At 65.8% G+C, this 22,894-nt stretch carries 15 protein-coding genes; 11 read left to right on the top strand and 4 right to left on the bottom strand.

Going from position 1 to position 22,894, the window contains the following annotated elements:
• Nucleotides 1-9: 9 nt before the first annotated feature.
• From H2LOC_RS09710 to addA, 7 genes are all read left to right on the top strand, one after another.
• The gene (locus H2LOC_RS09710) at nt 10-1,149 is read left to right on the top strand and encodes a DUF3611 family protein (RefSeq protein ID WP_136496221.1); all 1,140 of its coding nucleotides are present in this window, start codon (nt 10-12) and stop codon (nt 1,147-1,149) included.
• 218 nt (nt 1,150-1,367) lie between these two features.
• Nucleotides 1,368-2,774 carry an adenosylhomocysteinase gene (ahcY, locus tag H2LOC_RS09705; RefSeq protein WP_136496220.1) on the top strand — a complete coding sequence of 469 codons (1,407 nt, stop codon included), beginning with the start codon at nt 1,368-1,370 and terminating at the stop codon, nt 2,772-2,774.
• A 348-nt stretch (nt 2,775-3,122) separates the two neighbouring features.
• The gene (locus H2LOC_RS09700) at nt 3,123-6,092 is read left to right on the top strand and encodes an ATP-binding protein (RefSeq protein ID WP_343040085.1); all 2,970 of its coding nucleotides are present in this window, start codon (nt 3,123-3,125) and stop codon (nt 6,090-6,092) included.
• 5 nt (nt 6,093-6,097) lie between these two features.
• Nucleotides 6,098-7,654 (top strand): tRNA (adenosine(37)-N6)-threonylcarbamoyltransferase complex ATPase subunit type 1 TsaE, encoded by a 1,557-nt coding sequence (gene tsaE / locus H2LOC_RS09695; RefSeq protein ID WP_136496219.1) that lies wholly within the window; start codon nt 6,098-6,100, stop codon nt 7,652-7,654.
• 25 nt (nt 7,655-7,679) lie between these two features.
• Nucleotides 7,680-8,363, top strand: a complete 684-nt coding sequence (locus H2LOC_RS09690) for a nucleotidyltransferase family protein (protein WP_136496218.1) — start codon at nt 7,680-7,682, stop codon at nt 8,361-8,363.
• A gap of 13 nt (nt 8,364-8,376) precedes the next feature.
• Nucleotides 8,377-11,499 (top strand): double-strand break repair protein AddB, encoded by a 3,123-nt coding sequence (addB, locus tag H2LOC_RS09685; protein ID WP_136496217.1) that lies wholly within the window; start codon nt 8,377-8,379, stop codon nt 11,497-11,499.
• Nucleotides 11,496-14,951, top strand: coding sequence for a double-strand break repair helicase AddA (gene addA, locus H2LOC_RS09680; protein ID WP_136496216.1), 3,456 nt, complete (start codon nt 11,496-11,498; stop codon nt 14,949-14,951). Before addB ends, addA begins: the two co-directional genes overlap by 4 nt.
• Before the next feature lie 173 nt (nt 14,952-15,124).
• On the opposite strand, the gene H2LOC_RS09675 is transcribed toward addA, so the two are convergent.
• Nucleotides 15,125-15,694: a hypothetical protein gene (locus tag H2LOC_RS09675; protein ID WP_136496215.1), complete on the bottom strand. Its 570-nt coding sequence runs from the start codon at nt 15,692-15,694 to the stop codon at nt 15,125-15,127.
• 283 nt (nt 15,695-15,977) lie between these two features.
• On the opposite strand from H2LOC_RS09675, the gene H2LOC_RS09670 reads away from it, so the two are divergent.
• Both H2LOC_RS09670 and H2LOC_RS09665 read left to right on the top strand, forming a co-directional pair.
• Nucleotides 15,978-16,253: a type II toxin-antitoxin system TacA family antitoxin gene (locus H2LOC_RS09670; RefSeq protein ID WP_154331614.1), complete on the top strand. Its 276-nt coding sequence runs from the start codon at nt 15,978-15,980 to the stop codon at nt 16,251-16,253.
• Nucleotides 16,250-16,774, top strand: coding sequence for a GNAT family N-acetyltransferase (locus tag H2LOC_RS09665; RefSeq protein WP_136496213.1), 525 nt, complete (start codon nt 16,250-16,252; stop codon nt 16,772-16,774). Before H2LOC_RS09670 ends, H2LOC_RS09665 begins: the two co-directional genes overlap by 4 nt.
• Before the next feature lie 172 nt (nt 16,775-16,946).
• Here the strand turns inward: H2LOC_RS09665 and pnp are convergent, their stop codons facing one another.
• The 3 genes from pnp to H2LOC_RS09650 form a co-directional block, all read right to left on the bottom strand.
• A complete protein-coding gene (gene pnp / locus H2LOC_RS09660; protein ID WP_136496212.1) occupies nt 16,947-19,115 on the bottom strand; it encodes a polyribonucleotide nucleotidyltransferase in 2,169 nt (722 codons plus the stop codon).
• Nucleotides 19,116-19,378: 263 nt separating this feature from the next.
• Complete coding sequence (gene rpsO / locus H2LOC_RS09655; protein WP_136496211.1) at nt 19,379-19,648, bottom strand: 30S ribosomal protein S15; 270 nt, start codon at nt 19,646-19,648, stop codon at nt 19,379-19,381.
• A 166-nt stretch (nt 19,649-19,814) separates the two neighbouring features.
• Nucleotides 19,815-21,584 (bottom strand): SLC5/6 family protein, encoded by a 1,770-nt coding sequence (locus H2LOC_RS09650; protein ID WP_136496210.1) that lies wholly within the window; start codon nt 21,582-21,584, stop codon nt 19,815-19,817.
• Nucleotides 21,585-21,676: 92 nt separating this feature from the next.
• Between H2LOC_RS09650 and cutA the strand changes: the two genes are divergently transcribed.
• Together cutA and H2LOC_RS09640 are read left to right on the top strand one after the other, a co-directional pair.
• Nucleotides 21,677-21,997 carry a divalent-cation tolerance protein CutA gene (cutA, locus tag H2LOC_RS09645; RefSeq protein WP_202620560.1) on the top strand — a complete coding sequence of 107 codons (321 nt, stop codon included), beginning with the start codon at nt 21,677-21,679 and terminating at the stop codon, nt 21,995-21,997.
• 139 nt (nt 21,998-22,136) lie between these two features.
• On the top strand, nt 22,137-22,823 hold the full coding sequence (locus H2LOC_RS09640) for a YggS family pyridoxal phosphate-dependent enzyme (protein ID WP_136496209.1): 687 nt from the start codon (nt 22,137-22,139) through the stop codon (nt 22,821-22,823).
• The last annotated feature ends 71 nt before the right edge of the window (nt 22,824-22,894 follow it).

Raw genomic sequence — 22,894 nt, 5'->3', positions numbered from 1 at the left:
GGCGGCCTCATGTCCTCGACCGAACCCAAGCATGGATTAGCCTTCACTTTGTCCCACTGGCTGCTGGCGCTCCTCACGCTCGCCCTGCTGGGGCTGGGCTGGCGCGCCCAGTTTCTGCCGATGAGCGGCGACGAACGCGGCTTTGTCGACGATCTGCATGTCTCGCTCGGCCTCACCGCGGCGGCCGTTCTCGTCGTGGTCGTCGTTCTGCTAATCCGCTCCCATGACCGCATGGCGCCGAGCGGCAAGCCGCATTGGAGCGACGCTGCGGGCGCGTGGCTGGTTATCCTCGCCGTCGCGCTGTTCGCTGCGTTGACCGTCAGCGGCTGTCTGCGTCTCGGCTACGCCGGCGAGACGGTGCAGTTCTGGGGCGCGCCCTTGCCGGCCTTCGGGGAGCCCGACGACCGTCTCGCCGCGCTGAGCGGGCATATTCACAATATCTCGGCGATCGCCCTCGCCGCCGTCCTCTTCGCCCATGGCGGCCTTGCGGTGGCCAAGGCCTTGCGGCCCGCCCCGTCGACGTCGGTCGCCGGATTTCCTTCGCCCCTTTCGGCGGACAGCTACGGCGACCGCATAGCGCGCGAGTTTTCCAGAAAAATGTCCTTGTACGGCTGGATCGGCTTCTGGCTCCAGTTCATCTTCGCGTTTCTATGCGCGCTGCTGCTGCAGATCGCCACGGCCGGGCGAATGCTCAGCGCCGTGAACGCCAGCGCCGGCGACGCCCTCTACTGGAGCGGCTGCTCCCTGTTTCTCCTGCTGCTGACCTGCGGACTTTGCTTCTACTACACGCGGCAGGCGCATCCGGTGGCGGCGCATCCGCATTATTATTTCGGCCAGGTCCCCGGTCCGACGCTGTGGTATTTTTCCGCAGGGATATTCCTCGGCGTGCTCGGGGTGCTCTCGTCCTTCGGCGGCGTCGCGCTGAGCATCGTGCTGCTGATCGCCAAGACGGTGTCCCAGCCTCCCGGAATCGCCATTACCGACCCCAGCAAGATCATCAGGGCCCTGGACGTCTTCATATTGCTGATGAGCTTCCTGCTGCTGATGGCGCATTTCATCGGCTTCGGCGTCAGCCTGTGGCTGCGGGTGTCTGTGGCCAACGCCCGCCTCAAATATCGCAGGGCGCATGGGCGGAGCGGGGCCATATAAAGACTTGCACATATCTTTATTGCGCGGGAGTGCTCACTTTGCTATAGCGGCGTGAGAGGGGGCGGCGTGAGCCGGCCTGGAGAATTTTTGCTTCGGATTGGACCGGAAATTCTCCAGGCTTCCTTGTTCGGTCGGGTTTTCTTGACGCGAAGCGGCGGCCGCTTCGCTCGAAAACCCTCTGGCTTCATGCGGCGGCGCGCCGCGATCAGAGGAAGAAGATGACAGCTCACTTCAACGATTACGTCGTCCACGACATCGGTCTCGCCGAATGGGGCCGCAAGGAACTCAACATCGCCGAGACCGAAATGCCGGGCCTGATGGCGACCCGCGCCGAATATGGTCCGAGCCAGCCGCTCAAGGGCGCCCGCATCGCCGGCTCGCTCCACATGACCATCCAGACCGCCGTCCTGATCGAGACTCTCAAGGCGCTGGGCGCCGACGTCCGCTGGGCTTCCTGCAACATCTATTCGACCCAGGATCACGCCGCCGCCGCCATCGCCGCGGCCGGCACGCCTGTCTTCGCCATCAAGGGCGAGAGCCTCGAAGACTATTGGGACTACACCCATCGCATCTTCGAGTGGGGCGACGGCGGAACCCCCAACATGATCCTCGACGACGGCGGCGACGCCACGCTGCTGATCCATCTCGGCCTGCGCGCCGAGAACGGCGACACCGCCTTCCTCGACAAGGCGACCAATGAAGAGGAAGAGGTTCTGTTCGCCTCGATCAAGAAGCGCCTCAAGTCCAATCCGGGCTTCTACAAGCGCAACGCCGAGGCCATCAAAGGCGTGACCGAGGAAACCACCACCGGCGTGCATCGTCTCTATGTGATGCACAAGGAAGGCAAGCTCCTGTGGCCGGCGATCAACGTCAACGACTCGGTGACGAAGTCGAAATTCGACAATCTCTACGGCTGCCGCGAGTCTCTCGTCGACGGCATCCGCCGCGCCACCGACGTCATGATGGCCGGCAAGGTCGCCTGCATCGCCGGCTACGGCGACGTGGGCAAGGGCTCGGCTGCCTCGCTGCGCAACGCCGGCTGCCGCGTGCTGGTCACCGAAATCGATCCGATCTGCGCCCTGCAGGCGGCGATGGAAGGCTATGAAGTCACGACGATGGAAGACGCCGCTGCGCGCGCCGACATCTTCTGCACCGCGACCGGCAATGTCGACGTCATCACCGTCGAGCATATGCGCGTCATGAAGGATCGCGCCATCGTTTGCAACATCGGCCACTTCGACTCCGAGATCCAGGTCGCCGGCCTGCGCAATCTCAAGTGGCATAATGTGAAGCCGCAGGTCGACGAGATCGAGTTCCAGGACGGCAAGCGCATCATTCTGCTGGCGGAAGGCCGCCTCGTGAACCTCGGCTGCGCGACGGGCCATCCGTCCTTCGTGATGTCGGCGTCCTTCACCAACCAGACTCTGGCCCAGATCGAGCTGTGGACCAAGAAGGGCCAGTATCCGACCGGCGTCTACACCCTGCCGAAGCACCTCGACGAAAAGGTCGCGGCGCTTCATCTCGACAAGATCGGCGTGAAGCTGACGGAAATGACCGACCAGCAGGCCGCTTATCTGAACCTGCCGAAGAACGGTCCCTTCAAGCCGGATCACTACCGCTACTGATCCGACGAGTCTTTAAGCGTCTTGCGGCCCGCCCTTTTCCGGGGGCGGGCCGCTCTTTTTTCGTCGGGCGACATTTTGTTCCTAAAACATGGATTCCACTTTGGCCGGCGTCGTTTTAGATTGAGGTGATTCGAACGCCTGCCGCGGGCTCGCGGCGCTTCAGCCCTGGCCCGCTTATCTTCGAGCGTTCGGCGCGCCTCTCGCGCCGCGGCCATTTGGTTGCGAGCGCGCAAGGCTTTGTATGTAGACGGCTTACGGCGTTTGTAGAGATTAACCCCGCAATCGACCGTGGAGACCGGTTCGCATGACGCCAAAAGAGATGCGCCAACTCCCCGGAGGCGCGCGCTCATGACGCAATTCCGGCGAAAGCTTTTGCGCGGAACCGTCGCCGCCCTGGCGAAGGTTCGCCGCCAAATCTCCTGTATCGACGGCATGGCGATCCTCGGCGCGCCCTGCGCGGCGAGCCTGAGCTTCAGCTCGGACGCCCGCGCGCAATCCCTGGAGTGGCTGCCCGAGCTGGGCCGCGAGCTCGAGGTCTACGGCATCGCCCTGAGCGGCGGTCTTGCTTTGTTCTCGACTTTCGTCGCCCTCGCCTATATGGCGGAGCGCAAGGCTTGGCGCCGCGCAGAGGCGGACCTGACGGCGCGGCTCGAGCAGACCCGCGCCCAACGCGACCGCGCCGAGATTTTCCTGTCCAGCGAGCAGCAGCTCTTCATCGCCTGGGACAGCCCGACGAGCGAGCCGGACATCGAAGGTTCGCCGCAGCTCGTCATCGACAAGCCCGCGCCGCGCCGGGTATTGGCCTTCGGGTCGTGGCTCGCGCCTCAATCGGCCCAGGATCTGGAGCACAAGGTCGACCGCCTGCGGGAGCTGGGGGAGGCTTTTCATCTTCCCCTGCAGGGAATATCGGGCAGGCATTTCGACGCGGAGGGCCGAGCGGTCGGCGGACGCGCGGTGCTGCGCCTGCGCGAGGTCTCCGGAGACAGGCTCGAGCTGATCAGCCTGCGCGAAAATTATGAGGCCATCAAGGCCGACGCTCAGGGGCTGCGCGCCCTTCTGGAAGCAGCGCCCGCGCCCGTCTGGCTGCGCGACGCCGACGGCCGCCTGACCTTCGTCAACAGCGCCTATGCCCAGGCGGTCGAGGCGCGCGATCCGGCGGACGCCGTCGAGCGTCAGATCGAATTGCTGGACCAGTCCGTGCGCGCCGTCGCGAAGGACGCGCAATCGAGGTTGCAGGTCTGGCGCGAGCGTGTCACCGCGATCGTGGCCGGCGCGCGGCATCAGCTCGACGTGATTCAGGCGCCTTGGGAGAAATCTTCCGCCAGCATCGCTCTCGATCGCCAGGAAATCGAAAATCTATGCGCCGAGTTCGAGCAGCAGATGCAGTCGCACACGCGGACGCTCGACGAGCTTCCGAGCGCCATCGCCATTTTCGACGGCGCCCAGCGGCTGGTGTACCGCAACGCCGCCTATGAAAAGCTTTGGCGTCTCGATCCCGCCTTTCTCGACCAGCATCCGACCGACGGACAGATTCTCGACCGCTTGCGTCTGGCGCAGCGGCTCCCGGTCGAAGGCGATTTTCGCGCCTGGAAGTCACGGCTGTTCGAAGCCTATCGCTCGACCGAGGAGCTTCCGCCGCATGTCTGGCACATGCCCGACGGCCGCTCCATCTGCGTGAAGGTGACGCCCAATCCCAAGGGTGGCGTCACCTATCTCTATGATGACATCAGCGAGCGCTACGAGCTCGAATCGCGCTTCAACGCGCTCTATCGCATGCAGAACGAGACCCTGCAGACCCTGCATGAGGGCGTCGCCGTTTTCGGAGCCGATGGGCGCCTGCGTTTCAGCAATCCGGCCTTCGCCGCGCTTTGGCGCTTCGACGGCGCCGTCCTGGAGCAGAAGCCCCGGTTCGAAACCATCGCAGAACTGTGTCATTCGCTGCACCCCAATGAGGACACCTGGCGCGATCTTCGCAGTTTCGTGACGGGGCTCAACGAAATGCGCGTCGGATTCACGCGCAGGCTGGAGCGTAGCGACGGGCTGGTGCTGGATCTCACCGCGCAGCCGCTGCCGGAGGGCGCGGCGCTGCTGACCTTCGTGGACGTGACCAATGACGTCAACGTCGAGCGCGCGCTCACCGAACGCAACAAGGCGCTGATGGCGGCGGAGAAGCTGCGCAACGACTTCATCCACCACGTCAGTTACGAGCTGCGTTCGCCGCTCAACAACATCAACGGCTTCGTCCATCTGCTCGGCGACGAGACCACCGGGCCGCTGAACCCGCGCCAGCTCGAATATCTCGGCTATGTGGGCAAGTCCTCCGCGGCCCTGCTCGCCATCGTCGACGACATCCTGGATCTCGCCACGATAGACGAGGGCGCCATGACGCTCGATATCGGAGATGTCGACGCCAGGAGCGCCATGCAGGGCGCCATAGAAGGCGTGCAGGATCGGCTGGCGGAATACAACATCGAATTGCAGATCGTCGCGCCGGAGGATGTCGGATGCTTCCGCGGCGACGCCAAGCGCGTGCGACAGATTCTGTTCAACCTGCTGTCCAACGCCATCGGCTTCTCGCATTCCGGCCAGATCGTCACCCTCGCGGCCTACAGGCGCGCGGGCGAAGTGGTGTTCAAGGTGGTGGACCGCGGACGCGGAATTCCTCCCGAGGTGCTGGAGCGCGTGTTCGATCCTTTCGAATCAAATACTTCCGGGTCGCGTCACCGCGGCGTGGGGCTCGGGCTTTCGATCGTTCGCGCCTTCATGGAGCTGCATGGCGGCAAGATCCTGATCGATTCCTTGCCGGGCGAGGGCACGACGGTGACCTGCGTCTTCCCGAGTCCCGAGCAGCAGGCGCCGCATCCCGCGCCGCAGCAGGAGGCGGAGGAGCCGCCGCCCGTCGCGCGGCCGGTCGAAATAGACGCGGGCGAACTCATGCGCGCCGCCGCCTATAGGGTGCAGGCGCAGCTCGACCACAGAAACGTGCGGCTTCGCTTGTTGCCCACCAGCGAATTCGACGGTTTTTACGGCGACGAAAGCCAATTGCTCCAGGCGCTCGGCGGTCTGTTGTGCGATGCGATAGAATCCACCGGCTCGGATCAGGCGATAACCCTCGCCGGGTTCCAGCGCCAGGCCGAGGTGGTGTTCAAGGTCGCCGACCGCGGCGGCGGCGTTGACAAAAATCGCGCCCATGCGCGACAACTCATCGAGGCCAACGGCGGCGTGATGCATGTCGACGCCGTTCCCGGCGAAGGCGCAGTCGTGACCTGCGCCTTTCCATCGATGGCCCGCGAGGAGTTGGCGCGGGATAAAGGTTGAGGGCGATGAGCGCGGACGCAACAAGCAAGACCGCTCCGAGAACCGTATGGCGGCTGGACGTTGCGACCGAGGAGGCGACGGCGGCCCTCGCGCAGGATCTGGCGACGTTTCTCAAAAAGGGGGATGTCGTGGCGCTGGCCGGCGATCTCGGCGCCGGCAAGACCACTTTCGCCCGCGCCCTCATCCGGACCCTTTCGGGCGATCCCGCTCTGGAGGCGCCGAGCCCGACCTTCACCCTCATGCAGGTCTACGAGGGCGATTTCGGCAGAATCGTCCACGCCGATTTCTACCGGATCGACGCAGCCGCCGACGTCGCCGAGCTGGGCTGGGAGGAGGTCTGCGAGGATGCGATACTCCTCGTCGAATGGGCTGAGCGCGCACGCGAGCTGCTGCCTCCGGACCACCTCGAAATCCGCTTCAGTTTCGCCGAACCCGAACGCCGCGACGCCCGCATCGTGACCGTTTCCGGCCATGGAGCCTTCGCGCAGCGGCTGGGCTCCTTCAAGGCGCTGCGGGAGTTCCTACGCAACTCCGGATGGGCCGACGCCAGGAGGGCGCACCTCCTGGGAGACGCCTCCAGCCGGGCTTACGAGACCCTCGAAAAGCCCAATGGCGAGCGGGCCATTCTGATGATCTCGCCGGCGCGGCCGGACGGCCCTCCGATAAGATACGGCAAATCCTACAGCGCGATCGCGCGCCTCGCCGAGAATATCAGGGCCTTTGTGGCGGTGGGCGAGGGGCTCAGCGCGCAGGGTCTCTCCGCGCCGAAAATTCTCGCTCGCGACCTCGACGAGGGCCTGGCGATCGTCGAGGATCTCGGCCGAGAAGGCGTGGTCGACGAAAACGGCCCGATCCCGGAGCGCTATCAGGAAGCCGTCTCGGCGCTGGCGCATCTGCATTCGCGCAAGCTTTCCGACGTTCTGCCGATCGCGGGCGACGGCTCCTATCGCATTCCGCCTTACGACCTCGACGCGCTGCTGATCGAGGTCGAGCTTCTGATCGATTGGTATATCAGCCATATCGCCCGCTCGATGGTCGCCTCGGGCGCGCGGGCGGTTTTCGTCAATCTGTGGCGGCAGGCTCTGATCGAGCTGGCTTCCGCGCCTCCGACCTGGACGCTGCGCGACTATCATTCGCCGAACCTCATCTGGCTGCCGCAGCGCGAGGGTCTTCGCCGGGTCGGAATCATCGACTTTCAGGATTGCGTGCTCGGGCATCCGGCCTATGACGTCGTCTCGCTCGCGCAGGACGCCCGCGTCACCGTGCCCGACGAACTCGAGATGAAACTCATCGCGCATTACGCGCTGGCGCGGCGCGAGGCCGACCCCGATTTCGACATGGCGGGTTTCGCAAAGGCTTACGCCATTCTCGGGGCGCAGCGCGCCACCAAGATCATGGGGATTTTCGCCCGGCTCGACCTGCGCGACGGCAAGCCGCATTATCTCACCCATCTGCCGAGAGTGGAAATCTACCTGAAGAAGAGCCTGCGTCATCCCGCGCTCACTGAAATCAAGGCCTGGTATGAATCCAACCTCCCCGCTCTCTTCGAAGCCGCCCCTTAACGAAACCGTATTTCCATCCGCAGCCATGATCTTTGCGGCCGGGCTCGGCACGAGGATGCGTCCCTTCACCGATACGACGCCCAAGCCTTTGGCGCGCGTCTCGGGCAAGGCGCTGATCGACTATGCGCTCGACGATTTCGCAAGGGCCGGAGTGGCCACGGCCGTCGTCAACGTGCATCATCTCGCCGATCAGATCGAGGCGCATCTTGCGGGCCGCGAAGCGCCGCGGATCGTGATCTCGGACGAGCGCGGCCTGCTGCTCGATCAGGGCGGAGGCATCAAGAAGGTTCTTCCCGAATTTGCGGGCCGGCCGTTCTTCATCTGCAACACGGACGCTTTTTGGTGCGAGGGCGGCGCGGAGAATCTTCGCGCGCTCGCCTCCCGTTGGGACAGCGAGCAAATGGACGTCGCGCTGCTGCTGGCGCCGACGCGGGGCAGCGTCGGCGTCGATTGGGACGGCGACTTCGAACTCGATTCCGACGGCCGCATCTTCCAGCCCGAGGGGCCCCGCCGCTATGTCTATTCCGGCGTCGGCATCATGAAGCCGGAACTCTTCGAGGGGGTCGCCGAGGACGTCTTCAAGCTCGCGCCTTTCTTCTTCGAGGCGGCGAAGCGCGGCCGGCTTTACGGCGTCCCGGCGCAGGGTCTGTGGCTGCATGTCGGCACGGTCGCGGCCATCGCCGAGGCCGAGCGGGCCATGGCCGCCTGAGCGCGTCGCGAGCATGCCGCGGAATGTCTTCACCATCGCGCCGGGCGCGCCCTATCTCGCGACTTTCGTGCGCGCTCTGCTCGCCGGCAGGATAATTCCCGGCTTTTCGCGGGCGAGCGCGCCGCTCGATCTCGCCCGCCTCTCGATCTATGTTCCGACCCAGCGCGCCGGCCGCGCGCTCAGCGTCGAATTTGCGCGCGCGCTGGATCGCCCGGCGGCGCTTTTGCCCCGCATCCTGCCGCTCGGCGCGCTCGACGAGCATGAGAACGCCATGCTGTTCTCGGGCGATTTCGAAGCCTTCGACGACAGCCTCGCGCCCGCCGTCGACGAACTCGACCGGCGTCTCATCCTGGCGCGGCTGGTGATGCAATGGGCGCGCGCGCTGGGACACGCCGTCGTCTCCATCGGGCCGGACGGAGAACCCGCGCTCGACCGGCGCGAGCCCATGCTGGTTTCGCCGTCCCCCGCCAACGCCTGCGCGCTGGCCAAGGAGCTGGGCGCGCTCATCGACGAATTCATCATAGAGAATGTCGACCCCGCCGGGATAGGATCTCTCGCCGACGAAGCTTTCGATCGCTACTGGGCCATCACCACGCGGTTCCTGGGCATCGCCCTGCAGGACTGGCCGCAGATACTCCGCGAACTGAATTTGACCGACGCCGCCCGGCGCCAGAAGGCGTTGCTGGAGGCGCAGATCGAAAGCCTGAAAGCCGGGTCTGCCGGCGACGGCGTGATCGCGCTCGGCTCCACGGGCTCCAACCCGACCACCGCGCGCCTGCTCGATATGATCTCGCGGCAGGAGAGGGGAGCGGTAGTTCTGCCGGGGCTGGATTGCATCCTCGACGAAACGGCCTGGACCCATATCGGCGACGCCGTGGGGGAGCATGGCGAACCGGCCTTCACCCATCCGCAATCGATGATGAAGCGGCTTCTGCGCATCATGAAGATCGACCGCGAGGAGGTGGGCGAGCTCGCCGTTCTGGCGCCGGCGCTCGCGGCTCGCCGGGCTCTCGTCGCGCAGGCCCTGCGGCCGGCGGACAGCACCGAGCATTGGCGCGAGTTCCGCGAGCGCGCGGGCGCGGGCTTTTGCGAAGCGCTTCAGGGCGTCGATATGGTGGAGGCGCCGGACGAGCGGCTGGAGGCCCTGACCATCGCTCTTTATATGCGGCGAGCCCTGGAAACGCCGCATCGCACTGCGGCGCTCGTGACGCCCGATCGCGGCATGGCCCGCCGCGTCGCCGCCGAACTCGCGCGTTTTGGCCTGGAGATCGACGACTCGGGCGGCGAGCCCTTGAGCGCGACGCCGATCGGCGATCTCGCGCGGCAGCTTTGCGCGCTGGCCCGCGACGGCGCCGGCGCGGTCGAGACCGCGGCCCTGCTGGCGCATCCCCTCGCTTCATTTGGGTTTTCGCGCGACGAGATCGCGCGGCTCGCGCCGCTGGCGGAGGTCGCGGTTCTGCGCGTAGTCGCCGGCGAGGGACGCGGTTGGGCGCCCCATGTCGCGCAGGCGCGAAAAGCGGCGCGGGAAATAAGCGCCCATCCGGCTGCGGCGCGGGTGAGCGCCGAGGACTGGCGCGGCATAGAGGAGCTGTTCGCGCGGCTGGACGCAGCGCTCACGCCGCTCCTCGGTCTGGCGCGGGAGGAAAAGCTCGCCGCGCGCGCCGCCGCCTTGCGCGCGAGCCTCGAAGCCGCGGCCGCAGCGGAACCGCAAGGCTTTGCCGCCGACATGGGCGTGGAGGAGCTTCTCGCACTGCTCGACAAGCTCGAGGATGCAGGAGCGCCGCTCGATTTCGACGCGGCCGGCTTCGCCGCCTTCTTCGACGCGCTGCTGTTCGAGACCATCGTTCGCGGGCCGCGCCGCGCCCATCCCCGGCTCAAGATCATGGGGCCGCTGGAGGCGCGCCTCGTCGACGCCGATCTCGTGCTGCTCGCCGGGCTCGACGAGTCGGTCTGGCCGCCGCAGGCGGATACGGGGGCCTTTCTCAATCGCTCCATGCGCCGGCAGCTCGGGCTGTCGCCGCCGGAACGCCGGATCGGCCAGAGCGCCCATGACTTCACCATGGCGCTGGGCGCCGGCGAAGTGGCGATGACCCGCGCGCGGAAGCGCGCCGGCTCCCCGACCGTGGCCTCGCGCTTCGTCACCCGGCTTTCCGCTCTCGCGGGCGAAGCCTTCGAGCAGTGCAGGCGGCGCGGCGACGCGATGCTGGCCATCGCCAACGCGCTGGATCAGCCGGCTTCGATCGCGAGCTGCAAGCCGCCCGAGCCGCGCCCTCCGCTGGAACTACGACCTTCCCGGCTCAGCGTCACCCGCATCGAGACTCTGCGCCGCGATCCCTATTCGATCTACGCCGAACGGATATTGAAACTCGCGCCTTTGCCCAAGCTCGGCGTCGAACTCGGGCCGCGCGAAAGAGGTACCGCCGTCCACGATGTTCTGGATAAATTCGTCCGCGCGCATCCGCACGGACCTTTGCCGGACGACGCGCGCGAAAAGCTTCACGCGCTGGCGCGCGAAAAACTTTCGCTCTTCTTCGAGGACCCGGAGTTCTGCGCGTTCAAATGGCCGCGCGTTCTCGACGGCCTCGATCACGCGCTCGCCTTCGACCGCGCGCGGCGCGAACTCGGCGTCCAGATCTTCCTCGAGGAATCGGGCGAGCTCAATCTCACGCTCGACGACGGATCGAAGTTCCGCCTGACCGCCTGCGCCGACCGTATCGAAGTCGACGCGAGCGGCGCGGCTTTCGTCTTCGACTACAAGACCGGAACGCCTCCCACCAACAGGCAGGTGCTGGTCGGGTTTCAGCCCCAGCTCACGCTGGAGGCGGCGATGATCGCGGCCGGCGCATTCGAGAAAGTCAGCGCGCAGAAAGTCGAAGGCGCCGCCTATGTGGCCATCGGCGGCGCCGGGGACGGAGAGGCGCAATGGATCAAGCCCAAGGACGAAACTTTCGCCGATCTCGTCGCCGAGCATAAGTCGCAGCTCGTCTCGCTGCTGAGCCAGTTTCGCAAGCGCGAGCGCTCCTATCCTTCGCGTCCCAATATCATGCTTCAGCGCCACGAAGGCGATTACGACCATCTCGCGCGGGTGAAGGAATGGTCGCGCAGCGGCGGCGCCGCGGAGGGGACGAGCGAATGAGCGCGATCCGGCGACCGGTTCCCGAACTCACCAAAAAGCACCAGTGGACCGCTTCCGATCCCGCGCTCTCGGTCTGGGTCTCGGCGCATGCCGGTTCGGGCAAGACCCATGTCCTGTCCCAGCGCGTGGTGAGGCTCCTGCTGGCGCGGGTGCCGCCGTCGCGGATTCTTTGCCTCACCTACACCAAGGCCGCCGCAGCCAATATGGCCGCGCGCGTCTTCAAGATCCTCGCCGAATGGACGCTGCTCGACGACGCCGCGCTCGACAGGGCCGTGGCGGAAGCGAGCGGCGAGAGGCTCGATCCTTCGCGGCGCGCCTTCGCGCGGCGGCTGTTCGCGCGCACCGTGGAAACGCCCGGCGGGCTCAAGATCCAGACCATTCACGCCTTTTGCGAAAGGATACTTCATCTTTTTCCTTTCGAGGCCAATGTCGCCGCGGGCTTCACCGTGCTCGACGACATCGAGCGCGCCGAACTGCTGGATCGGGCGCGGCGGCAGACGCTCGCGCGCGCGCTTCAAGAGAACGGCCCCCTGTCCGATGCGCTGGAACTCGTCGCGCGCGAGGCCAGCGACGCCTCGTTCGACGGTCTCCTGGGGGAGCTGCTGCGCCATCGCGGCGCCCTGGGCAAGGCGTGTGGCTCCGACTATGAGAACAAGCTGCGCTTCGATCTGGGCCTGAGCGAAGCGGACGCTCTCGCCTCCGTCGAAGCGGAAATCATCCATGCCGGCATTGGATGCGGCGGCTGGCGCGCGCTCGCCGAGAGGCTGAGGCAGGGCAGCGCGAACGACAAAAAGCTCGGCGATCAACTGGCCCGCGCCGCCGCTCTGGCGCCGGACCCCGCCTGCATCGAGGAGTATGAGCTTCTCTTTTTTACGCAGAAGGGGACTCCGCGCGGCGGCGACAAAAGCATGATCACGCAAGGGCTGTGCAAGAGCGATCCCTTGCTGCTTCCCTTGCTCGAAGAGGAGCGGGACCGCCTTGCGGGGCTGCTGGAAAAGCGCAAAGCGGCGAAGACCTTCGAACGCTCGCGCGCGCTTTCGCTGATCGGCCAGGCCATCATAACGGAATATGAGCGCGCCAAGAATCTGCGCGGCCTGTTCGATTTCGACGACCTCATCGAGCGCACGCGCGAATTGCTGCGGCGCTCCAGCCCTTCCTGGGTGCTCTACAAGCTCGATCAGCAGATCGACCACATTCTCCTGGACGAGGCCCAGGACACCAGCGCGCCGCAATGGGAGATATTGCAGGCCATCGCCGGCGAATTCGCGGAATCGCGCGACGGCGCGCGGCGGCGCAGTTTCTTCGCCGTCGGCGACGAGAAACAGTCGATCTTCTCCTTTCAGGGCGCCGCGCCGGAAAAGTTCGACGCCATGCGGCGCAATTTCCAAAATCGTTTTGCGGAGGCCGGACTCGATTTCCGCCTCGTTCCGCTCACCATGTCCTTCCGCTCGGCCCCGACGACGCTCAAAGCCGTCGACGCCATTTTCGCGGCCGGGGACAACAGGCATGGGCTTTCCTTCGATAAGGAGGAGCCTGCGCCGGAGCATCACGCATGGAAGAGCGATCTCCCCGGCCTCGTCGAGATATGGGACCCCATCGGCGCGGAAAAGTTGGAGCCTCCCCGGGAGTGGAGCCTGCCGCTCGATCGTGTTTCGGAGCAGGCGCCCTCGCTGCGCCTCGCGGGCAAGGTGGCCGCCAAGATAAAGGCGCTGATGGCGGCCGGCGGCGGCGAATGGGTCGAGGGCGACCGCGGCCCGCGTCCGGTGGAGGCGGGCGACATTCTCATCCTCGTGCGCAAGCGCGACGCTTTTTTCGAGGCGATGATCCGAGCCCTGAAGGAACAGGGAATAGCCGTGGCCGGCGCCGACCGGCTGGACCTCCTCGATCATATCGCGGTGATGGATCTTTGCGCGCTGGCCCGCGCCGCGCTTTTGCAGGGCGACGATCTTTCGCTGGCCGAGCTTTTGAAATCGCCGTTGGCGGGGCTTTCCGACGACGATCTCCTGGCGCTGGCGCCGGGGCGTTCCGGCCCGCTCGCCGATGCGCTCGCCGTCGCAACCGACCCGCGTCTGCGGGAGGCGGCCGAATCATGCGAGCAATGGCGGCGCGACGCGCGGCGATTGCGCCCTTTCGATTTCTTCACCCGCGCGCTGGGCGCGGGACGCGGCCGCGAGAGGTTGATTGCGCGGCTAGGGCCAGAGGCCAATGACGCGATAGACGAGTTTTTGCGGCTCGCGCTCGATTTCGAAAGCGACGAACCCGGCGGACTCACCGCTTTTCTGGCGAGCGTCGAAAAACTCGACGTGTCGATCAAACGCGACATGGAGGCCGCGGGCGGCGCCGTTCGCGTCATGACGGTTCACGCCTCGAAAGGGCTCGAAGCGAAGATCGTGTTCATGCCCGACACCTGCGGCGCGCCGACCGGACGTCACGACCCCAAGATCTTCGCGCTCGGGCAGGGCGGAGAGGCGGGCGACGCCAGTCTCGCCTGGTCGCCGAAAACCGACGCCGATTGCGCCGCCGTCGCGCGCGAGCGGGAGAGGCTGCGCGAGGCTGCGCGCGGGGAATATCAGCGCCTGCTCTATGTGGCGCTGACCCGCGCCGAAGAGCGGCTTTATGTCGCCGCCTATCACGGCGAGAAAGCGCCTGCGGAAGGATGCTGGTATCTGAGCATACGCAACGCGCTAGAGCCCTCGTTTGAGTCTCTTCCCGATCCTCATGACGGCGAGAGGCGGATTTTGCGCAGCCCCGCGGCGCCGGAGCCGCTTTCGCTTCCGCGCGGGGCCGCGGAGGAAAGGCGCATTGAAATTCCGGCCTTCGCCCGCACGCCGGCGCCGCCGGAAGGCTCGCCCATGCCGCCGCTGCGCCCTTCGAGCGCGCTCGCCGGCGCCGATGTTTTCACCCCTTACGCCGCCGGGGCGGCGACGAAACGGGACGCAGACCGGCTGCTGATCGGGCGGCTCACCCATGCGCTGCTTCAGCATCTGCCCAAATGCGCGCCGCAGAAACGCAGCGGCGCAGCGCAGCGCTTCCTTCAGTTGCGCGCGCCGGGTCTCTCCGGGCCATTGCGCGAAGAAGTCGCACGCGCAGCGATCCGGGTGATCGAGGATTCGCTTTGCGCCCCGCTGTTCGGCCCGGGTTCCGCGGCGGAGGTCGATATCGTCGCGCGCCTGGAGACGCCGCGCGGCGCGCTCGACATCGCCGGCCGCATCGATCGCCTCGCGGTGACGGAAAGCGAAGTCTTCGTCGCCGATTTCAAAACGGGGCGCCCGCGCGAGGCGACCAGTCCCGCGCAATTGCGGCAGCTCGCGCTCTACCGCGCTGCGGCGGCGCGGCTCTACCCCGAGAAGACGGTGCGCTGCGTTCTGATCTTCACGCAGGACGCCTCGCTGCTGGAGCCTCCGGCCGAAGCGCTGGACGAGGCGCTGAAAGAGATTTTGGAGCGGGGGTAGCAGTCATTCCGCCAGATGGCGCGTCATCGCGAGCCGGAGGCGAAGCGATCCAGGGGCGCGCCAATCCCCCTGGATTGCCGCGTCGCTGCGCTCCTCGCAATGAACCACCCGCTGAGTTTTTGACCTCGTTACGACTTGGGAATTGCTCCTCGCAGCGACGGCGCCGGACAGTATTAGAACTGGCACTCTTTCGGCAATTTGTCGTCGGTCCAGTCGATCAGCTTGACGGCGTTGAATTTGGCCTCGATGGGCTTGCCGTTGCGGGTTCCCTTGCCGGCCAGATAATTGATGTCGCATTGACCGTTGGCCTTGGGGTCGAGCGTGTCATAGGTCACATAGGTCAGCCCCGCGACCAGATATTCGCGATTGCGATAGACGACCGTCATGGTCTGGGTCCAGCGGTTGCGGCCGACCGCGTCGTTCTGGGATTTGACGACCAGCGAACCCTTGGCGTTGGTTTCGAGCGAGGGCCGCGAGCCCCACATGCCGCCGTCGAAGGCGATGGCTTTCTTCACCAGCGCCGGCTTCATGGGCTTGTCCGCCTTGGCCTCGGACACGTCGCGATAGACATAGAGATCGGCGCTGGAGTCGAGATCGCTGACCAGCACGGCGCGATCGGCCGCGCCGTCGTCGCCAAAGCTCAAAGTCACGGCGGAGATCACCCGTTCATAGGCGGCGGTTTCGGCGAGGGCGCAATTTGCGCCAATGGAAAAAGCGATGGCCAAAGCTGAGCGAAAAAGCATTTTGCGGGCTCCGTTGCGGATGGAACCCGTCGCTTAAACGAGAATTGCTTTTTTTCAAATCTGCGCTCTCCTGATCGCGGAGCTGCGTCGCCAAGAGCGCTTGCGGTTTTGATTGAATCAAAACCGGCGCTCTAACTTCTTAGATTATCGCATTTTCCGAGTCGTCAGGCGTTTCCGCCTGACTTGAAAATGCTCTAGGCGGCAGGTCATGGCTAGGCCAGCGAATATTCTTGGATTGTACGGATAAGATCCGTATTGTGGCAAAAATTTAGGGAGGTGCATCTTGCCACGCGAGCATGTCGAGAATGGGCGAGTCGAACTCCGCCTGAAGCCTGAAGACAAGGCAGTGCTCGCCCGCGCCGCTGCGATTGAGCGGCTCGACCTGACCAGCTTTATTTTGCGATCCGTCCTGCCGCGCGCGAAGGAAGTGATTTCCGACTACGAAACGCTCCAATTGTCGGAACGCGACTCCTTGCTCATCCTCGATCTTTTGGAAAATCCCCCCAAGGCGAACGAGCGTCTCATTCGCGCGGCGAAGGCCGGTTTTGTTCTTAAATGACGGAAATATCTTGGGAGGAAAGCCCGCTTGGCAAACAGCATGACCGCAACGCCTTCAATTGCGGAGATGACGATCTCAATACCTATCTGAAACGCTATGCGCGACAGAACCACGAAAGCGGCGGCGCAAAATGCTTCGTGGCGACGCCGCGCGGTGAGCCCGCTCATATTCTTGGTTTCTACACCCTATGTCCGGCCTCGATAAAATTCGACCGGGCTCCCGCGGTGATGACGCGTGGTGGTCTCGGTCGATATGAAGTGCCGGTATTTCGGCTTGGCCGCCTTGCTGTTGATCAAAGCCTGCACGGGCGCGGTCTGGGCGGAAGCCTGCTGCTGCGCGCCGGCGAACGCTGCATGATGGTGGCGGAACAGGTTGGCGGCGTGGCGGTTCTGATCGACGCCAAAGATGATCGAGCAGCGCAATGGTATGAAAGCTATGGCGCTGTGCGCTTCAATGACGCGCCTCGCTCCCTGATGCTGCTTTTTGCCGCTGTCCTGGACGCGCTCAAGCAGAGCCCTTGAGTCATTTCTAGTCCCTCGCATGGGGCGTAATATCGCCGGCTTCGAGCCGATGGGCGTGCAGCTTCTCAATCCCTGGAATTAAGACCTCTCGACCGCTGCCGCGGGGCGAAAAACAAAAAAAGCCCCCTCGCCGTAAGGCGAGAGGGCCATTGATCGAGAAAATGCTTCCCGCTTATTCGGTCGCGGGCTGCTCGGCGCCTTCGGCGGCAGCCTTGGCTTCGGTCTTGGCCTTGGCTTCGAGGTCTTCGCCCGTCGTCTGATCCACCACGCGCATCGAGAGGCGGACCTTGCCGCGATCGTCGAAGCCGAGCAGCTTCACCTTCACCTTGTCGCCCTCTTTCACCACATCGGTGGTCTTGGCGACGCGCTGGCTGGAGAGCTGCGAGATGTGGACGAGGCCGTCCTTGGCGCCGAAGAAATTGACGAAGGCGCCGAAGTCGGCGGTCTTCACCACGGTGCCGTCATAGATTGCGCCGACCTCCGGATCGGAGGCGATGGACTTGATCCAGTTGATCGCGGCCTTGATCGAATTGGCGTCGGAGGAGGCGACCTTCACGGTGCCGTCGTCCTCGATATTGATCTTGGCGCCGGTCTTTTCCACGATCTCGCGGATGACCTTGCCGCCGGTGCCGATCACTTCGCGGATCTTGTCGGTGGCGATCTTCAGGGTCTCGATGCGGGGGGCGAATTCGCCGAGCTCCGCGCGCGAGCTGGAGATGGCCTTGGCCATCTCGCCGAGGATGTGCATGCGGCCGTCGCGGGCCTGGGCCAGCGCGACCTTCATGATTTCCTCGGTGATGCCGGCGATCTTGATGTCCATCTGCAGCGAGGTCACGCCTTCCGCCGTGCCGGCCACCTTGAAGTCCATGTCGCCGAGATGATCCTCGTCGCCGAGAATGTCGGAGAGCACCGCGAAGCGCTCGCCTTCGAGGATGAGGCCCATGGCGATGCCGGCGGTCGGACGCTTCATCGGCACGCCGGCGTCCATCAGGGCGAGCGACGAGCCGCAGACCGTCGCCATCGAGGACGAGCCGTTGGATTCGGTGATCTCGGAGACGACGCGCAGCGTGTAGGGGAACTCGGCCGGCGCCGGCAGCACCGGATGGATGGCGCGCCAGGCCAGCTTGCCATGGCCGATTTCGCGGCGGCCGGGCGAGCCCATGCGGCCGGTCTCGCCGACGGAATAGGGAGGGAAGTTGTAGTGGAGCAGGAAGCGCTCCTTGTAGGTGCCTTCCAGCGAGTCGATGAACTGCTCGTCCTCGCCGGTGCCGAGCGTCGCGACCACCAGGGCCTGGGTCTCGCCGCGCGTGAACAGCGCGGAGCCATGGGTGCGCGGCAGCACGCCGACTTCGGCGACGATCGGACGGACGGTCTTGAGGTCGCGGCCGTCGATGCGCACGCCGTCGTCGAGGATGTTCCAGCGGACGACCTTGGCCTGCAGCTCGTGGAAGGCTTCGTCCACCTGCTCCTTGGTGAATTTGGCCTCTCCCTCGGCGGGGCAGAGGGTCGCGAGAACCTTGGACCGGACCGCGTCCACCGCGGCGTAGCGCTGCTGCTTGACCGTGATCTTATAGGCGTCGCGCAGTTCTTTTTCGCCGATCTCGGAGATGGCGGCGATGACCGCCGAGTGATCGGGCGGGGTGAAGTCGCGCGGGTCCTTGGCGGCGCGCTCGGCGAGCCGGATGATGGCGTCGATCACCGGCTGGAAGCCGCGATGGCCGGTCATCACCGCCTCGAGCATGGTTTCTTCGGAAAGCTCCTTGGCTTCCGATTCCACCATCAGAACGGCGTCGGCCGTGCCGGCGACCACGACATCGAGGGTGGAGTTCTTCATCTCCTCGATCGAAGGATTGACCTTCAGCGCGCCATTGATCTGGCCGACGCGCGCCGCGCCGACCGGGCCCATGAAGGGCACGCCGGAGAGGGTCAGGGCCGCGGAAGCGGCGACCAGGGAGAGGATGTCGGTGTCGTTTTCGAGATCATGCGAAAGCACGGTGACGACGACCTGGGTGTCGTTGCGATAGCCTTCGACGAACAAGGGGCGGATCGGACGGTCGATCAGGCGGGAGATCAGGGTCTCGCGCTCACTGGGGCGTCCCTCGCGCTTGAAATAGCCGCCCGGAATGCGGCCGGCCGCGAAGGCCTTCTCCTGATAATTGACGGTCAGGGGGAAGAAGTCCTGGCCTGGCTTGGCCGCCTTGGCCGAGACGATGGTGGCGAGCACGGTGGTCTCGCCGAGGGTGGCGAGCACGGCGCCGTCGGCCTGGCGGGCGATCTTGCCCGTCTCCAGAACGAGCTTCTGGCCCGCCCATTCGATTTCTTCGCGGTGAATCTGGAACATGCGTGGTCTTTCTTTCATGAACCGAGCCGGTGGTCGTCATGAGCAAGACGGCGAGAAGCTGCGTGGCGATAAACGCAGCTGCCGGCGATCCTGCCCTGACGGGGCGGGGCTCGTGATCGGCCGGAAGCCCTATGCCGCCGGCCAGAAGCGGAAGGTTTTTCGGGCGGTCTTCCTCCCCGCCAAATGCGAATCGCGAGCCTTTGCGGGGCTCGCGATCGCAGAACGAACCCTTTAGGGTTCGAAAGCAGTCGACTGCTTCGCCATCAGCGGCGGATGCCGAGACGCTCGATCAGGGCCCGGTAACGGGGTTCGTCGCGCTTCTTGACGTAATCCAGCAGCTGGCGGCGCTGCGAGACGAGCTTCAACAGACCGCGGCGCGAGTGATTGTCCTTCGCATGCGACTTGAAGTGCCCGGTGAGATTGACGATGCGCTCGGTCAGGATGGCGACCTGCACCTCGGGCGAGCCCGTATCGTTGGGCTTGGTGGCGTATTCCTGGATGAGCGCCTGCTTGCGCTCCGCAGTGATCGACATCGGTAGGGTCCTTTTCCTTGAAGGGATCTGCCGCGTCCGGCGGCCGCAGGCCGGGATGTCGTCCAGCGAGGTCGCGAAGGCGCGGGCGCTCAGCCGTTGCTGGCGCTGGCGGCTTATAACATAAAAGCGGGGGTTGAACAGAGGCGGCGTAGGCTCACGATGCGCCTCACGCCCCTTTGTCGGGGCTCATGACGTCGCCCTCGCCGCGCAGCAGGCGCGAGACGAAGGCCTTGCTCTCCTGCGGGCCGGCGGGACGCGAGAGCGCCGACAGCGCTCCTGCGGCGAGGCCGAGCAGCGCGCCGACGGCTGCGGCCGCCGAGACCAGCTCGATGTCGGCAGGGCCTCCCGCCGCTCCGACGACGAGAATCGTCCCGACGAGTCCCGAGCCGAGCGCGATCATCGCGTCGCGGCCGTCGGCGCGGGTCCAGAAGGCGAGAATGGCGAGCGGCGCGACCGCCGCAGCCGACAGGCCGAGCGCGAGCTCGAGCAATTGCCGGGGGTCGAACAGGCCATAAGCGCTCGCCGCAGAGCCCAGCGCCGCGATGGAGACGAGCGCGAGCCGCGTGGTGGCGAGGCGCCGGCTGGTGAGGTCGGTCTCGCCGCGCATGCGATACAGCGCCTCATGCCCGAGCGCCGTCCCGAAGGCCTGCAGGCCGGCGGCGCCGAGCGCCAGGGCCAGGGCGATCTGGGCCGCGGCGAGCAGGCCGGAGGCCGCCGCGCCGAGTTTTTCGAGATCGGCGAGGCCGGTGAGCAGAAAACTCCGGGTCAGGGAAAAATCCTGCGTGCGCAGCCCGGCTCCGGGCGCGAGGCCTCGCGCGGCGCAGGCGCGCCGGGCGCTCTGCGGATCCGGCGCTTTGTCGCCGCAGACGGCGACGAGGCCGCGACTGCTCGCGGCGTAGACCGCCCCCGGCAGGCGCTCGGGCGCCTGTCCGACGCTTTTTGCGGTCATGGACAGGGCGGTTCCGGCCACGATGGCCGCGAGAAGCCAAGCGAAAACGAAGGTCCAGCCGAGCGCGAAAAGGCCGGAGACGCGCGCCTGCGCCGGCCGGGCCGTGGTTATCGCCGGCGCGAGCAGGGGGGCGAGAACGGCGGCGCCGAGCGCCGCGCCCACGACGGCCATGAATTCCAGCCCGTAGCCGGGAAAGGGAGCGACCGCGCCCCATGCCTCGAGCTGCGCGGCGGCCTCCCGCGCCAGGGAGCCGCTGGAGCGGCCGAAGGGAGCGACGCCGCGCAGCGCCAGGGTCAACGCGGGCCAGCACAGGCTCGCCAAAGCCACGGCGCCGGCCGCGCAGGCGGTCCAGATCGAGCCGAACATTCCGCCGGGGCCGGCGATGAACAACATGCCGGCCCCCACGATCACGGCGGCGAGACCGGGGCCCGCCCCGGAGGCGCCGACGAGCGCATCGACGGCCGATTGCTGAGCGGCGAGGGCGACGAGAGCGGACGTCGCGCATTCGAGCGCGATGACCGCCACCCTGGGCCACAGGCCGGGAAAGCGGACCGCGAGCAGGCCCGAAAGCGAAAAAGCGCCGCTTTTCCGCAGCATCGGCCCGAGCTGCCAGCCGGCGAGGGCGACCCCTGCGAACAGGCCTCCGCAAAGTCCGATCAGCCAGGAGCGCGAGGCCAGCCAGGCGGCGAAGGGCGCCATGAAGCCTGCGACCAGAGCGGCCTTGGCGAAACCGGCGTATTCCGGCGGCGCCCCGCGCCCCGCGGTGTAATAGAAAGACACCCGCATGGAATGGAGAGCGGCGCCGAGCGCCGCGAGGGAGACGATGGCGAGGCAGGGCGCCAGCGCCTCGACGAAAGCGCTCGGCGCTCCGACGCGGTCGAGAAGAAGAACGAAGGAAAAAGCGAGGATGAAAGCCGCCGCCACGAAAGCGATGCGGGCGTCGAGCTTCTCGCGCTCGGCGCCGTCGTCGTCAGGGGCGTCCGTCATGCTTTGTCCCTCGCTTCGCGCCTGTCATATATACCGAAACTTATCCAAGCCCGCCGCTCATTCCAAGACGGGCGTTCGAGGGAGAGAGATGGATGCCGGCGCCTTTCAGCATGGTCGTCACGACGGTCGCGAACGACGAGAAGGCGCGGGAAATCGCGCGGGCGGCTCTGGAGGCGCGTCTCGCCGCCTGCGTGCAGCTTTATTCCATCGATAGCCATTACATCTGGGAAGGCGAGGCTCATGAGGACTCCGAGATCGCCATCCATCTGAAAATCAGCACCGCCGACTTCGAACCCTTGCGCGAACTGATCAGGCGCCACCACGATTACGAAATCCCCGAGATCCTGCGCTTCGACATCGCGGACGGCGATCCCGCCTATCTCGCCTGGCTCGGCGACACCGTAAGGAAATAGGATGCGTAGCCGTCTCGATTCGCGTCTTGCGCTCGCGCTTCGGCGGCCTTAGAGCGAATTCCGAAAAAGTCGACATTGGCGCGATTTCCTATCGATCGGACGTTTCCGTCCGATCGGAAAACGCGCTGACGGGAGCGTCATGACCATAACCGACCGGCTGAACGCCACCAGAGCGGACATCGAGCGGGCTGCGCGCGACTGCGGGCGCAACCCGGCGGAAATCGCCCTCGTCTGCGTGACGAAGACCTTCCCGGCCGAAGACGCCGTTCCGCTGCTGGAAGCGGGCCAGCGCGTCTTTGGAGAAAACCGGGTGCAGGAAGCGTGCGCGAAATGGCCCGCGCTGCGCGCGCGCTACCCCGATATCGAACTGCATCTGATCGGGCCGTTGCAGTCGAACAAGGTCAAGGAGGCGGTGGAGACCTTCGATGTCATCGAAAGCGTCGACCGAGAGAAAATCGCCCGCGCCCTGGCGCAGGAATGCGAGCGCCAGGGAAAGCGCCCGCGCCTCCTGATACAGGTCAACATCGGGGAGGAGCCGCAAAAGGCCGGCGTCCCGCCGAAAAAGGCCGACGCCCTGATCGGCTTCTGCCGCGACGAATGCGGCCTTGCGATCGAGGGCCTGATGTGCGTGCCGCCGGCCAACGAGCAGGCTTCCCCTTATTTCGCGCTTCTCGCGGACATAGCGCGCCGCAACGGCCTGCCGATTCTCTCCATGGGCATGAGCTCGGACTTCGAGCTCGCGATCCAGCTGGGCGCCACGCATGTTCGCGTGGGGTCGGCGATCATGGGCCATCGGGATTATGCGGCCGGCGAGGGGCAAAAATAATCGCGCCGGCGCGCGCAGGTGCCGCATGACGCAGGCAGTAAAATAAGTGATATTTATCAGATTGTTAGGAG

This window comes from Methylocystis heyeri (assembly GCF_004802635.2).
GTDB classification, from domain to species: Bacteria; Pseudomonadota; Alphaproteobacteria; order Rhizobiales; family Beijerinckiaceae; genus Methylocystis; species Methylocystis heyeri.
The sequence above is the reverse complement of the archived record's forward strand: the minus strand, read 5'-3'. Positions and strand labels throughout refer to the sequence as shown.